The organism is Mesorhizobium sp. L103C131B0 (genome assembly GCF_000502275.1).
Classification (GTDB): domain Bacteria; phylum Pseudomonadota; class Alphaproteobacteria; order Rhizobiales; family Rhizobiaceae; genus Mesorhizobium.
Genome location: NZ_AYXC01000021.1, coordinates 76,197 through 88,790 on the forward strand (window position 1 = coordinate 76,197; position 12,594 = coordinate 88,790).

The 12,594-nt window shown below is 63.7% G+C and carries 15 protein-coding genes and 1 riboswitch; of the genes, 6 read left to right on the forward strand and 9 right to left on the reverse strand.

All coding sequences use genetic code 11. The features are described 5' to 3' along the window. Positions 1-4 precede the first annotated feature (4 nt). Positions 5-1,180 carry an aromatic ring-hydroxylating dioxygenase subunit alpha gene (locus X730_RS139615; protein WP_023827351.1) on the reverse strand — a complete coding sequence of 392 codons (1,176 nt, stop codon included), beginning with the start codon at positions 1,178-1,180 and terminating at the stop codon, positions 5-7. A 136-nt stretch (positions 1,181-1,316) separates the two neighbouring features. Between X730_RS139615 and X730_RS139610 the strand changes: the two genes are divergently transcribed. The 5 genes from X730_RS139610 (at position 1,317) to cobO (ending at position 4,507) form a co-directional block, all read left to right on the forward strand. Continuing rightward, positions 1,317-2,009, forward strand: coding sequence for a gamma-glutamylcyclotransferase (locus tag X730_RS139610; protein WP_031203234.1), 693 nt, complete (start codon positions 1,317-1,319; stop codon positions 2,007-2,009). Positions 2,010-2,076: 67 nt separating this feature from the next. After that, positions 2,077-2,273: riboswitch (cobalamin riboswitch) on the forward strand. A 35-nt stretch (positions 2,274-2,308) separates the two neighbouring features. Beyond that, positions 2,309-2,488: a CbtB domain-containing protein gene (locus X730_RS139605; RefSeq protein WP_023670784.1), complete on the forward strand. Its 180-nt coding sequence runs from the start codon at positions 2,309-2,311 to the stop codon at positions 2,486-2,488. Between the two features lie 15 nt (positions 2,489-2,503). Further along, entirely contained in the window at positions 2,504-3,313 is an 810-nt protein-coding gene (locus X730_RS139600) for a CbtA family protein (RefSeq protein WP_023827353.1), read from the forward strand. 7 nt (positions 3,314-3,320) lie between these two features. Further along, positions 3,321-3,893 carry a bifunctional adenosylcobinamide kinase/adenosylcobinamide-phosphate guanylyltransferase gene (cobU, locus tag X730_RS139595; RefSeq protein ID WP_023827354.1) on the forward strand — a complete coding sequence of 191 codons (573 nt, stop codon included), beginning with the start codon at positions 3,321-3,323 and terminating at the stop codon, positions 3,891-3,893. Next, entirely contained in the window at positions 3,893-4,507 is a 615-nt protein-coding gene (cobO, locus tag X730_RS139590; RefSeq protein ID WP_023685228.1) for a cob(I)yrinic acid a,c-diamide adenosyltransferase, read from the forward strand. The genes cobU and cobO overlap by 1 nt, the downstream gene beginning before the upstream one ends. A gap of 75 nt (positions 4,508-4,582) precedes the next feature. Here cobO and X730_RS139585 read toward each other — a convergent pair whose 3' ends face one another. From X730_RS139585 to infC, 8 genes are all read right to left on the reverse strand, one after another. Then, positions 4,583-5,185 (reverse strand): nucleotidyltransferase family protein, encoded by a 603-nt coding sequence (locus X730_RS139585; protein ID WP_023672277.1) that lies wholly within the window; start codon positions 5,183-5,185, stop codon positions 4,583-4,585. Between the two features lie 160 nt (positions 5,186-5,345). Continuing rightward, the gene (gene pheT / locus X730_RS139580) at positions 5,346-7,754 is read right to left on the reverse strand and encodes a phenylalanine--tRNA ligase subunit beta (protein ID WP_023823994.1); all 2,409 of its coding nucleotides are present in this window, start codon (positions 7,752-7,754) and stop codon (positions 5,346-5,348) included. Positions 7,755-7,756: 2 nt separating this feature from the next. After that, positions 7,757-8,203, reverse strand: a complete 447-nt coding sequence (locus X730_RS139575) for a GFA family protein (protein WP_023696009.1) — start codon at positions 8,201-8,203, stop codon at positions 7,757-7,759. Then, the gene (gene pheS / locus X730_RS139570; RefSeq protein ID WP_032885996.1) at positions 8,200-9,252 is read right to left on the reverse strand and encodes a phenylalanine--tRNA ligase subunit alpha; all 1,053 of its coding nucleotides are present in this window, start codon (positions 9,250-9,252) and stop codon (positions 8,200-8,202) included. Before pheS ends, X730_RS139575 begins: the two co-directional genes overlap by 4 nt. A gap of 185 nt (positions 9,253-9,437) precedes the next feature. After that, positions 9,438-9,839 (reverse strand): 50S ribosomal protein L20, encoded by a 402-nt coding sequence (gene rplT / locus X730_RS139565; RefSeq protein WP_023672281.1) that lies wholly within the window; start codon positions 9,837-9,839, stop codon positions 9,438-9,440. Between the two features lie 36 nt (positions 9,840-9,875). Next, a complete protein-coding gene (gene rpmI, locus X730_RS139560; protein ID WP_006201248.1) occupies positions 9,876-10,079 on the reverse strand; it encodes a 50S ribosomal protein L35 in 204 nt (67 codons plus the stop codon). Between the two features lie 184 nt (positions 10,080-10,263). After that, on the reverse strand, positions 10,264-10,902 hold the full coding sequence (locus X730_RS139555) for an isoprenylcysteine carboxylmethyltransferase family protein (RefSeq protein WP_023681388.1): 639 nt from the start codon (positions 10,900-10,902) through the stop codon (positions 10,264-10,266). Positions 10,903-11,034: 132 nt separating this feature from the next. Further along, positions 11,035-11,571 carry a translation initiation factor IF-3 gene (infC, locus tag X730_RS139550; protein WP_023744911.1) on the reverse strand — a complete coding sequence of 179 codons (537 nt, stop codon included), beginning with the start codon at positions 11,569-11,571 and terminating at the stop codon, positions 11,035-11,037. A gap of 246 nt (positions 11,572-11,817) precedes the next feature. On the opposite strand from infC, the gene X730_RS139545 reads away from it, so the two are divergent. Further along, positions 11,818-12,588 (forward strand): alpha/beta hydrolase, encoded by a 771-nt coding sequence (locus X730_RS139545; protein ID WP_023827355.1) that lies wholly within the window; start codon positions 11,818-11,820, stop codon positions 12,586-12,588. The last annotated feature ends 6 nt before the right edge of the window (positions 12,589-12,594 follow it).

Below are 12,594 nucleotides of genomic sequence, written 5' to 3' on the forward strand. Positions count from 1 at the left end.
CCGATCAGGCGGTTGCCTCAAGTGCAGCATGCCGCTCGCGCACCCAGTTGTGGAAGCGGTGCAGATCATACTCCTCCGGCATCAGCACGCCGGCCCGGTGCCGCATCGAGCGCAGGCCTTTCTGGTTGATCTCGCAGATCGCGGCATCCTCCTCCAGCACCTGGGTGCCGAAGGCGACGACATTGTCGACGTCGGTCTCAGCCAGCGCCTCGGGCGCGAACAGCCATTCGGCGGTCAGCTCGGTCTGCTCCGGGCCGAGCGGCACCAGCCGCACCGTTCTGATATAGTCGACATGGCCAACGATGAACATCGAGGGCAGGTTGGTGGCATAGGTCTGTCCGGCCGCGCGCTCGGCCGCCGTCAGACCCGGGAAGACCGGGCCATGGGCATGTCCGTCGCGCGACCAGGTCTCGGCGCCGGCGCGCAGGCCACCCGAAAACTCCGGCGCGTCATTGTCGGCATGGCGGACCCAGTCGGGGTCGTCGTGCCGGCTCATCAGGCCGCGGCCGTATATCGGCACCAGCCGAGACAGGTCCTTGTGGACGCCCGGGCAATGCAGGCACTCGTTGAAGTTTTCCCAGAAGATCTTCCAGTTGCAGTTCATCACCTTAAGCAGGACATGGCCTGATACCAGCGTTTCCAGCGGCCAGTTGGCGAGGTCGCCGGATGCGGGATCGAAGGAGGTCCCGGCGGAGCCGGCCGCAGCCTGCTGAAGGTTCACAAAGACAAAACCGCGCCACACCGACAGCGCCACCCGGTAGAGCGGATGATCTGCCTTGTCGAAACCATCTGGCAGCGATTTCGAGGGAACGCGCACGAGATCGCCGCGCAGCGAGTAGGACCAGGCGTGGTAGGGGCAAGTGATGAGCCGCGCTTTCAGCCGGCCCTCGCTTTCCTGGCAAAGCTGCGAGCCGCGATGCCGGCAGGTGTTGTGGAAGGCGCGCAACTCGCCGGTGTCGTCGCGCAGCACGACGATTTCCTGCGTGCCGACGCGGAATGTCCTGAACGCCAGCGGCTGGGCGAGGTCGGCCTCGCGGCAGACGAGCAGCCAGCTTTTGTGCCAGATGGCGTCGAGATCGCGCTGGTAAGCCTCGCTATCCCAATAGGCCAACGACGGTAGCGTCGGTTCGGCCCGGCTCAGGCCGTTATAGGGGTCGCGCTCGCTCGGGTTGGGATGCATGGCTGGTTTCCTATGAAGCGTCAGCCGACACCCCGGCAAATCGTTTGTCAATCAGAGTGCCGCATTGCCGGTTGCAGGCGCGGCGCATAATCATGTCGTGGACATGGGACATTCGGAAATTGGGGGGATTCGGAACGTGGCCGCACGACAGATGTCGCTTACGCCGGAGCTGGTCGCGCGCTGCTGGCGCGAGATCAGGGACCCCGGGCCGGATCCGGACGCGATGCATCTCGATGACGCCGACTATGACGCGCTGCTGGATGAATTGCAGGTCGAACTCCCGGATAGCGAACCGCTATGGCTGTTCGGCTATGGATCGCTGATCTGGAAACCGGAAATAGATTATGTCGAGGACCGCGTTGCGCTGGCGCGCGGCTGGCATCGGTCCTTTTGCATGAACATGACGCGCTGGCGCGGCACCAAGGACAGCCCCGGCCTGATGATGGCGCTGGACCGTGGCGGACAATGCAAGGGCGTCGCCTTCCGGCTGACCGAAAGTAACCGGCGCGGGCAGTTGGGCCGGCTTTTCCGGCGCGAAGTCACGCTGAAGCCGACAAGCTACCGGCCGCGCATGCTGAAGCTTGCAAGCGAGGCCGGACCGCTCAGGGCATTGGCCTTCGTCATCAACCGCAACGGCCTGACCTATTCAGGGCCGCTCGACGAGGGCAAGGTCGTCGAAAGGCTGGCAACGTCCTGCGGGCACTGGGGGTCGGGCGCCGACTATCTCTACAACACGGTGAAAAACCTTGAAGAGCGCGGCATTCACGATCGCCATCTGTGGCGGCTGCAGCGGCTGGTTGCCGAGCGGATCACCGCGTTGAACCCGTAACGCCGCATGGCGCATTCGCGCTGTTGGCCGGCGGAATTTGGTTTGCCGGATGCGGCCGTTTCAGCCTATAGTCATGCATGTCGTCGGTTCCGTTAGGGACCAAGAGGGAATGCGGTGAGGGCTGACTTGTTGCCCAATGCCGTGGCTGCCCCCGCAACTGTGTGCGGTAGTCCTCTCCAAGCCACTGAGGATTTTTTCCTCGGGAAGGTGGGGAAGGGCGCTGATCCGCGAGCCAGGAGACCTGCCGGCGACAGGGAACTGACTTCGATGCCCTCGGGTGGAGGGCGAAAGGACAAGATATGAATACCGCTTCCGTCTCCCTCGGCGCTTCCGTCTCCTCGCAGTCGCGCTTCATGCAGCTCGTGCTTAGCGCGTTTCTGGGCATTTTCGTCGTCGGCGTTGTCGGTTTCTCGCATATCGATGCGGTCCACAATGCGGCGCACGACTATCGCCATTCGATGGCGTTTCCCTGCCACTGACGAGGATCTGACATCATGAACCTGTTTCGCAACGTCGTGTTCATCGCGGCGATCGCAGGGCTCGTGGCGGGTGTCGCTCTCGCCTGCATGCAGGCCTACGCCACCGTGCCGCTGATCCTCAAGGCCGAGGTCTACGAAAAGGCTGGTGGCGGCCATGAGCATGAGCATGCCGCGGCGCCCGCCGCCAACGCTGCGGACACCAATGCCATGAGCACCGCCGCGCCGGCGGAAAATGCCGTGAGCAGCGCAGCACCCGCACCGGCTGAAGCTGCCGCGCCAGCGGAGGACGAAGGCTGGGCGCCGGCCGACGGCTTCGAGCGATTCGCCTTCAGCGTGCTGGCCAATATCGTCACCGGTATCGGTTTCGCGCTGGTCCTGGTGGCGGTTTCCGAATTCGCCGGCGGCATCGGCAACTGGCGCCAGGGGGTGTTCTGGGGTCTGGCCGGCTTTGCCGTATTCACGCTGGCTCCGGGCCTCGGCCTGCCGCCGGAACTGCCGGCAATGCCGGCGGCCGATCTCATGCAGCGCCAGATCTGGTGGGTGGCGACGGTTGTGGCGACTGCCATTGGCCTTGCCTTGATCGCCTTCCGCACCTCGGCGCCGCTGACCGTCCTTGCCGTCGTTCTGATCGTCGCCCCGCATATTGTCGGCGCGCCGCAGCCCGACAGTTTCGAGACGCCGATCCCCGAAGGCCTGCATCACCAGTTCGTGGTGGTGGTGACGGTGACCAATCTGGTGTTCTGGTTGGTGCTCGGCGCCGTCATTGGCGTGGTGCGCGAACGCTTCACCGGCTCGGCGACCAGCCTGCGCGACAGCTTTGCCTGATCGCAGTTTGACCTTTATCATCGGCGGTGCGCGCTCCGGCAAGAGCGCGCATGCCGAAACCCTGGCGACGGCGTTGCCGCCGCCATGGGCCTATATCGCCACNGCGCGCTCCGGCAAGAGCGCGCATGCCGAAACCCTGGCGACGGCGTTGCCGCCGCCATGGGCCTATATCGCCACCGCCGAAGCCTATGACGATGAGATGCGCGAGCGCATCGCGCTGCATCGCTCGCGGCGCGGCGAAGGATGGGCGACCATCGACGCGCCGCTCGATCTTGTCGGAGCGCTCGAAGCCTTGCCCGACAACCAGCCGGTGCTCGTCGATTGCCTGACGCTGTGGCTGACCAATCATATGCTTTCCGACCATGATCTCGAGGCGGAATGCCGGCGGCTAGCCGACATGCTGTCGCGGCCGCGCGGGCCCTGGCTCGTTGTCTCGAACGAAGTCGGGCAAGGCATCGTGCCCGACAATGCGCTCGCACGCCGGTTTCGTGATGCCGCCGGCCGTCTCAACCAGCAGGTCGCGGCGGTTGCCGATACGGTGCTACTGATGGTGGCGGGGCTGCCGCTCAAGGTGAAATGATGACCGATATCGACGCAAAAGACGAAGAACGCCACCGCGCCAAGATGGCCAAACGCAAGGCGGTGCAGGACGCCGAGGTCGCGGAAAAGACGGTCGAGAAGGGGCTGCTGATCGTCAACACCGGACCCGGCAAGGGCAAGACCACGGCCGCCTTCGGGCTGGCGCTGCGCATGCTCGGCTATGGCAAGCGCGTCGGCGTCGTCCAGTTCATCAAGGGCAAATGGCACACCGGCGAAAAGGACGCCTTCGCGGCGTTCGGCGACCGTGTCGTCTGGCACACGATGGGCGAGGGTTTCACCTGGGAGACGCAGGATCTGAAGCGCGACATTGCGGCGGCCGAAGCCGCCTGGGCCAAGGCGCTGGAGCTGATCGCCGACCCCTCTGTCAGCCTTGTCGTCCTCGATGAGCTCAACATTGCGCTGCGCTACGACTATCTCGATCTCGACAAGGTGGTCGCGGCGCTGAAAGCGCGGCGCGAAGGCCTGCATGTCGTCGTCACCGGCCGCAATGCCAAGCCGGCGCTGGTCGAGGCGGCCGACCTCGTCACCGAGATGGGCGTGACCAAACACCATTTTTCCGCAGGCGTTAAGGCGCAGCAGGGAATCGAGTTTTGAGGGGCTATCCTCACCTTTTACCCTCCCCCTTGTGGGGAGGGTCGATCCGCGAAGCGGATCGGGGTGGGGNAAGTCTCACCACGGCACCACCGTAATCTCCGGCCAGCACGCCTTCGCCCTCGCCCCCTTGGCCTCATGCGTGCGCCTGTTATCCATCAGCCGGTTGGGCGTGATGCGAAACGCGAAGAGGTCATCCAGCCCGAACGGCGCCACGACCTCAAGCTGCCCATCGGCATCGTATCGCACCCCGACCGCATGCGTCTTCGAAGCAAAATAGCTCACCGACTCGCTGGAACTCGTATAGCGCGGGCAGGGCTGGCCGAATTTCTGCGGATACCACAGATGCACCCGTGCCTGGTTGCGCACCTCGGCCGGCAGAGCCAGCCCCTCGAAATGCTGCGCGGCTCGACGGATGACCGCGTCCTCGGCCTCGTAGGACAGGTCGCTGTCATCGAAGTAGAAGAGATCGACATCCTTGATGCCGTAGCCCGGCGCCTTGCCGGTCAGGTGGTTCCAGACGCTGTTGTAGAGCGCGCCGGACACCACCAGCCAGTCCGGCAACGCCAGCGTGCGGGCCCGCTCCAGCGCGTCGCTGACGAGCGCATCCGCCAACACCATGGCGAGAAACGCTTCGCGCTGGGCTTCGAACGGCAGACCGGAATAGCGCAGATGGTCCATCGCCCTTTGGAGAGCGATTCGCAACTGCCGGCAATCCTCAGAAGCAATTCCAGGAAAAGTGTGTAGCGGTTTTACTGGGAAAGCGCGCCGCGCTTTTCCTAAGACGCGCTTTCCCTAAGAATTGCGTGAAGTCGAAATACGTAGGGCGGCGTTAGCCGCTCTACGTTCTCAGCATGCCGCCCGTTTGCTTGCCGACATTGTCGACGATGCGCTTGGCCAGCGCCTCGAAATCCTCGTCGGTGAGCGTCTTTTCAACCGGCTGGATAGATACTTCGATGGCAATCGACTTCTTGGCGGTCCCGAGAGATGCCCCCTCGAACACATCGAACACCGAAACGCCGGTGACCAGCTTCTTGTCGGCGGCGAGCGCCGCGCGCACCAGCGCGCCGGCCTCCACCGTCTTGTCGACGACGAAAGCAAAGTCGCGCTTCACCGCCTGGAAGGCGGACAGCTCCAGCTTTGGCTTGGTTTTCGTCGGCTTGGCCTTCGGCTCGGGCACGGCGTCGATATAGACCTCGAAACCGCAGATCGGTCCGGAAACGTCCAACCCCTCCAGCGTCTTCGGGTGGAACTCGCCGAAGGTGCCGAGCACTGTCTTCGGGCCGAGCTTGATCGTGCCGGAGCGGCCGGGATGATACCAGGCCGGACCGCCTGGCTCGATCTGCAGCCTGTCGACCGGCGCGCCGCAGGCTTCCAGCGCTGCAATCGCGTCGGCTTTGGCGTCGAACACGCCGACCGGACCGGAATTGCCGGCCCAACTGCGGCCGGAACCGTCGAGCTTGGCGGTGCCGCGGCGCACACCGGCGGCAACGCGCCGCTGCTGGTCGGGGCCGTCGCCCTCATAGGTACCGGAGACCTCGAACAGCGCGACATCGCCGATGCCCTTGTCGGCATTGCGCTGCGCGGCGACGATCAGGCCGGGCAACAACGAGGGCCGCATATCGGACATGTCGGCTGCAATCGGATTAGCGAGCTTCAGCGCCGTCTGGCCGCCGCCGAACAGTTCGGCGTGTTTGGCCGGGATGAACGACCAGGTGAGAACCTCCAGCATGCCCCGCACGGCGAGCGAGCGCTTGGCAGTGCGGGTGCGAACCTGCAGCGTCGTCAGTATCTTGGAGTTGACCGCGTCATGCGCGCCGAGCGGCTGCGGCGCGATGTTGTCGACGCCGTGGATGCGCATCACTTCCTCGACCAGGTCGGCCTTGCCGTCGACGTCAGGACGCCAGGACGGCACAGCGACATCGACGACGTCGCCCGAGCCTGACGGCTTGAAGCCGAGGCGGGTCAGGATGTCGAGGCTTTCCGCCTTCGGCACCTCGATGCCGGTCAGCCGCTTCACTTCCGAGATCGGGAAGGAAACGATCTTCGGCTTGTAGCCGGCATAGCCGACCACCTCCGTCTCGGTCGGCTCTCCGCCGCAGAACTCCAGCACCAGCTTTGTCGCCAGCTCGACGCCGGGCACAATGAATTCCGGGTCGACGCCACGCTCGAAACGGTAACGGGCATCGGTGATGATGCCGAGCGTACGGCCGGTGCGGGCCGTGGTGATCGGATCCCAAAGAGCGGATTCGATCAGCACGTCCGTGGTGTTCTCGTCGCAGCCGGAATGCTCGCCGCCCATGACACCGGCGATCGATTCGACGCCATTGTCGTCGGCGATCACGCAGATCTGCGGCGTCAGCGTGTATTCGCGCCCGTCAAGCGCCAGCACCTTCTCGCCGTCGCGTGCGCGGCGCACGACGAGATTGCCGGCGACCTTCTTGGCATCGAACACATGCAGCGGCCGGCCACGGTCGAAGGTGACGTAGTTGGTGATGTCGACCAGCGCGCTGATCGGGCGCAAGCCGATGGCGATCAGCCTTTGCTGCAGCCATTTCGGCGACGGCCCGTTCTTCACGCCTTTCACCAGGCGCAGCGCGAAACCGGGGCAGAGCTCCGGCGCCTCGATGGTCACCTTGACCGGCGTTTCACCTTTGCCAAGGACCGCTTCGACCGGCGCGGTCTTGAGCCGGCCAAGCCCGCTTGCCGCCAGGTCCCGGGCGACGCCGTAAATGCTGGTCGCATCCGGCCGGTTCGGCGTCAGATTGATCTCGATCACCGGATCGTCGAGATGCGCGTAAGCCGCGAAGCTGGTGCCGACAGGCGCATCGGCCGGCAGGTCGATAATGCCATTGTGCTCATCCGACAGCTCCAGCTCGCGCTCGGAACACATCATGCCATGGCTCTCGACGCCCCGGATCTTGCCGACGGTCAGCGTCACGTCGATACCGGGCACATAGGCGCCGGGCGCGGCGAAGGCGCCGATCAAGCCGGCGCGGGCATTCGGCGCACCGCACACCACCTGGACAGGGGCTGCGCCATTGCCGGTGTCGACGGTCAGCACCCGCAGCCGGTCGGCGTCGGGATGCTGCACCGCCGTCAGCACCTTGGCGATGACGAACGGCTTCAGGCCGGCCTTGTCGTCGACATGCTCGACTTCGAGGCCGATCGAGGTCAGCCTCTCGACGATCTCGTCGAGCGTGGCGTCGGTGTCGAGATGATCCTTGAGCCAGGAAAGGGTGAGTTTCATCACTATGTTCCGTTTTGTCTGTACCCGCCCGGACCTTGTCCATCGGGTCTGGGTACGCTTGTCTTCAAATGGCGCGGCAAGTCGTCGGGCATATGCACGAAGGGCAGCTGCTCGCGCACATAGGCATGGTGCGTCGGCCGGAAATAGGCCGGCATGTCCATGGCGCCCAGCATGAAATAGATGTGGTCTTCCAGCCGCTCGTCGACATAGGCGATAGGCGAGCCGCAAATGCCGCAGAACGAGCGCGTCACCGGCCCGTTCTCGTACATCTTCAGCGCCTTGCCGGTGAAAGCCACCTGCTCGGTCAGGAAGCCGACAAAGGCCGACACCGGCGCGCCGCTGGCGCGCCGGCAATCGCCGCAATGGCAATAGCTGATATGGTGCGGTTCGACTGATGCCTCGAACCGTACCGCGCCGCAGCGGCAGCCACCCGTGTGCGGCGCCGTCATGCGGAAAGACCTCCGAACAGCGTCGGCATGTCGAGCGGCCTGAAACCGTAATGCGACAGCCAGCGCACATCGGCGTCGAAGAAGGCGCGCAGGTCCGGCATGCCGTATTTCAGCATGGCGATGCGGTCGATGCCCATGCCCCAGGCAAAGCCCTGATATTCGTCGGGATCGAGCCCGCCGGCGCGCAGCACATTGGGGTGGACCATGCCGCAGCCGAGGATCTCCATCCAGTCGGAGCCTTCGCCGAATCGCACTTCGCCGGGCCGCGAGCGGTCGCACTGGATGTCGACCTCGAGGCTGGGCTCGGTGAACGGGAAAAAGGACGGCCGGAAGCGCATCTTGACCTGCGGCACCTCGAAGAAAGCCTTGCAGAATTCTTCCAGCACCCACTTCATGTTGGCGACATTGGCCGATTTGTCGATCACCAGCCCCTCGACCTGATGGAACATCGGCGAGTGGGTAGCGTCGGAATCCTGCCGGTAGGTCTTGCCGGGAATGACGATGCGGATCGGCGGCTTCTGCTTCTCCATGGTGCGGATCTGTACCGGCGAGGTGTGCGTGCGCAACAGCTTGCGCTCGCCCTTTTCGTCCGGCTGGAAAAAGAAGGTATCGTGCATCTCGCGCGCCGGATGCCCTTCGGGGAAATTCAGCGCGGTGAAATTGTAATAGTCGCTCTCGACATCGGGACCTTCTGCGATGGCAAAGCCGAGATCGCCGAAGATCGCCGCGATCTCGTCGATGACCTGGCTGATCGGATGGATGCGGCCGCGCTCGGCCGGCGATTGCCGCACCGGCAGCGTCACGTCGACCGTCTCGGCGGCAAGGCGCGCCGTGACCGCCACATCCTTCAGCTCGACCTTGCGTGTCGTCAGCGCTTCGGTGACGCGGTTCTTCAGGCCGTTGATCGCGGGGCCCTTGACCTGGCGCTCCTCGGCGCTCATCGCGCCCAGTGTCTTCAGCAATTCCGAGATCGACCCCTTTTTGCCGAGAGCCGCGACGCGCACGGCTTCGATAGCAGCCTCATCGGCGGCCGACGCGACGTCGGCCATCAGGGAGTTTTCGAGAGTATCCAAGCCGGTAGCTATGTCGTTCACGGTCAAACTCGCTGTGTTGGGAGTCAACTTTGAGGTGAAAGTCACTTTCAAGTTGAAAGTTCAGCCATAAGAAAAACCCGCGCCAGCCGTGCCAGCGCGGGTTCCCCAATCAGAATTGCGAATGCTGGGAAGCGCTGGTCTTAGGCGACAGCGCTTTCAAAAGCATTCGGGGTGGTGTTCTTCAGATATTCGAGCGCGACCTTGGCCTTGGCCACGAGTGCGGCGAACGCCTGCGGTTCATGGATGGCCATGTCGGACAGGATCTTGCGATCGATCTCGATACCGGACTTGTTGAGGCCGTCGATGAAGCGGCCATAGGTCAGGCCATGCTCGTGCGTCGCGGCGTTGATGCGCTGGATCCACAGCGCGCGGAACGAGCGCTTGCGGTTCTTGCGGTCGCGATACGCATACTGCATCGACTTTTCGACCGCCTGCTTGGCGATGCGAATGGTGTTCTTGCGGCGGCCGTAGAAGCCTTTCGCGGCTTTCAGGACCTTCTTGTGCTTGGCGTGCGAGGTGACGCCTCTTTTTACGCGTGCCATGTCATGATCTCCTTAAACGCTGTTCCTGCCGAATGCTCAGAGGCCGTTCGGCAGAAAATTCTTGATGACCTTCTTGCCATCCGGTTCAGCCAGAACCATCGTGCCGCGGGCATTTCGAATGAACTTGTTGGAACGCTTGATCATGCCGTGACGCTTGCCGGCCGCAGCCGACAGGACTTTACCCGTACCTGTGATCTTGAACCGCTTCTTGGCGGCCGATTTGGTCTTCATCTTGGGCATTTTGCTACTCCGTATTGGTGGCGCACAATCGCGCTTCTTGTTCGCTTCGGGCGGACCAAAAGCCCGAAAAGCAAATGAAACCGCCACGGCATGCCCTGCCGGGCGGTTTTCTTGGAACGGCGGTCCTATACGTCAAAGCGGGCTGGCGCGCAACACCCGAGCGGCTGCGACGCTCTCTGCGCGATCAGGGCAGCCTAAACAGCACCGGCAGAATGCCCGATTGCTGGGCGCCATCGATGGTCTCGAACACCGGCAACGCCACCAGAAACACCAGCCCGTCGAGCAAGGTGGTCAGCAAGAGGCGCGGCTTGAAGCTGCCGGTGTCGCCTTCCTGGTAGAGCGACAGCTGGGGGAAGAAACGCGGCACCCGCGCCAGATAGGCTGTGTAGGGCGCGCCGAGAACCTCCTTGAGATACCGTTCCTCGCGCAGGATGACGATGTGGAAGGCGCCGGCGCACAACAGCGCAAACAGGACGATGCCGGAGAACGAGCCGATCTGCGCCCCGACGCCGGCGGCGGCAACGGTCGAGAACACGTAGAGAGGATTGCGGGTGATCGAATAGGGTCCGCCGGTGACCACTTCGGAGGATTTGCGCCCCCCGATATAGAGTGTCGACCACAAGCGGCCGACGACGCCAAGGAAGATCAGCAGCACGCCGACCATCTCGATCGTCTCATGCACCGGGGTATCGGGCGGGAAGGTCGACTGGCCGAACAGCAGTGCCGCAAACAGCACCACCACCAGCACCGCAAGCACCATGCGGCGCATGTGCTGGTAGCCGCCCAGCTCCTTGATGGGCGCAGGGTTGATTTCATTGGCCATGTCGGGAATCCGATCGTCGAGAAGCTTTGCCGGCGATCGCGGCGTCTGGACAGGAGAATCGGCGTCCCGCCGATCGCCGGGACGCCATGAGACAGGATTCAGGCGGATTTAGAGCGCAACGCCCGAACTGATCTAGCGCGGCGCCAGCACCATCATCATCTGGCGGCCTTCCAGCTTCGGCTCGGCTTCGACCTTGGCGATGGTAGCCGTCTCCTCGCGCACCTTGTTCAGGAGCTGCATGCCGAGTTCCATATGCGCCATCTCGCGGCCGCGGAAGCGCAGCGTCAGCTTGACCTTGTCGCCTTCCTCGAAAAAGCGCCGCACGGCCTTCATCTTGGTTTCGTAGTCATGGCTGTCGATGTTCGGGCGCATCTTGATCTCCTTGATCTCGATGACCTTCTGGTTCTTGCGCGCCTCGGCCGCCTTCTTCTGGTTGGCGTATTTCAATTTGCCGAGATCGAGAATTTTGACGACAGGCGGCACCGCATTGGGCGAGATCTCGACCAGATCGAGCCCTGCCTCTTCGGCGAGCAGCAATGCGTCGTTGATGGAAATATCGCCGCGGTTCTGGCCATCGGCGTCGATCAGCTGGACCCGGGGAACCCGGATATCACGGTTGGAGCGCGGGCCATCTTTGGTGGGCGCCGCTGCTTTGAAAGGTCTGCGAATGGTCGTGGTCTCCTTGGCCGTTTCGTTCAGGGTTTCAATCTAGAATGTTCAGGACGCGCCAATGTGGTGAGCGCGCGGGCGGAGTCAATAGCACAGCGCTGACAGAAAATCACCCTGATCGCAGGCCTGCACCAAACAAAGGATGTCGCGAGCACTTTCCGCCTCGCCTGTGCCTGTGTCAAAAGACCGGCGAGTAAAATCAGGCTCCCACAATCAGGCCCCCAGAACCAGGATTGATCCACAGCCATGACCGCGACCACCCCAACCCTACTGGATGTCGACGGCATTGATATCGCGGTTCGCCATTCCTCGGGCGCAACGCCCGGCGTCGTCTGGCTCGGCGGCTACAAATCCGACATGCTGGGCACGAAGGCGCAAACGTTGTCGGATTGGGCGGCCAGGGAAGGCCGCGCATATCTGCGCCACGACTATTCCGGCCATGGCGAATCCGGCGGCGCCTTTGCCGACGGCACCATCTCGAAATGGCTTGGCGAGAGCCTCGCCGCCTTCCGGCGTTTCACCGAGGGCAAGCAAATCCTGGTCGGCTCGTCGATGGGCGCCTGGATCGCGCTGCGCATGGCGCAGGAACTGCGCAAGGCGGGCGACAGCAATGTGGTTGGCCTGGTGCTGCTCGCGCCGGCGCCGGATTTCACCGCCGAGCTGGTCGAGCCGGCTCTGACGGAGGAACAGAGGCGCGACCTCCGGGAGAAAGGCTTTTTCGAAGAACCTTCGGACTATTCCGCCGAGCCTTACATCTACACAAGCGCGCTGATCGAGGACGGCAGGGCGAACCGGGTCATGACCGGGCCGATCGATACCCATTGCCCCGTCCACATCCTGCAGGGCCTGGCCGATGCCGATGTGCCGGCAAGCCATGCGCTGAAGCTGGTCTCGCTGCTGCCGGCCGACGACGTCACCTTGTCGCTCATTCCCGACGGCGACCACCGGCTGTCGCGGCCGCAGGATCTCGACATGCTGCTGAGGGCGGTGGGCGACATGGTTCAGCGGGCGGGGTAGGCAAGA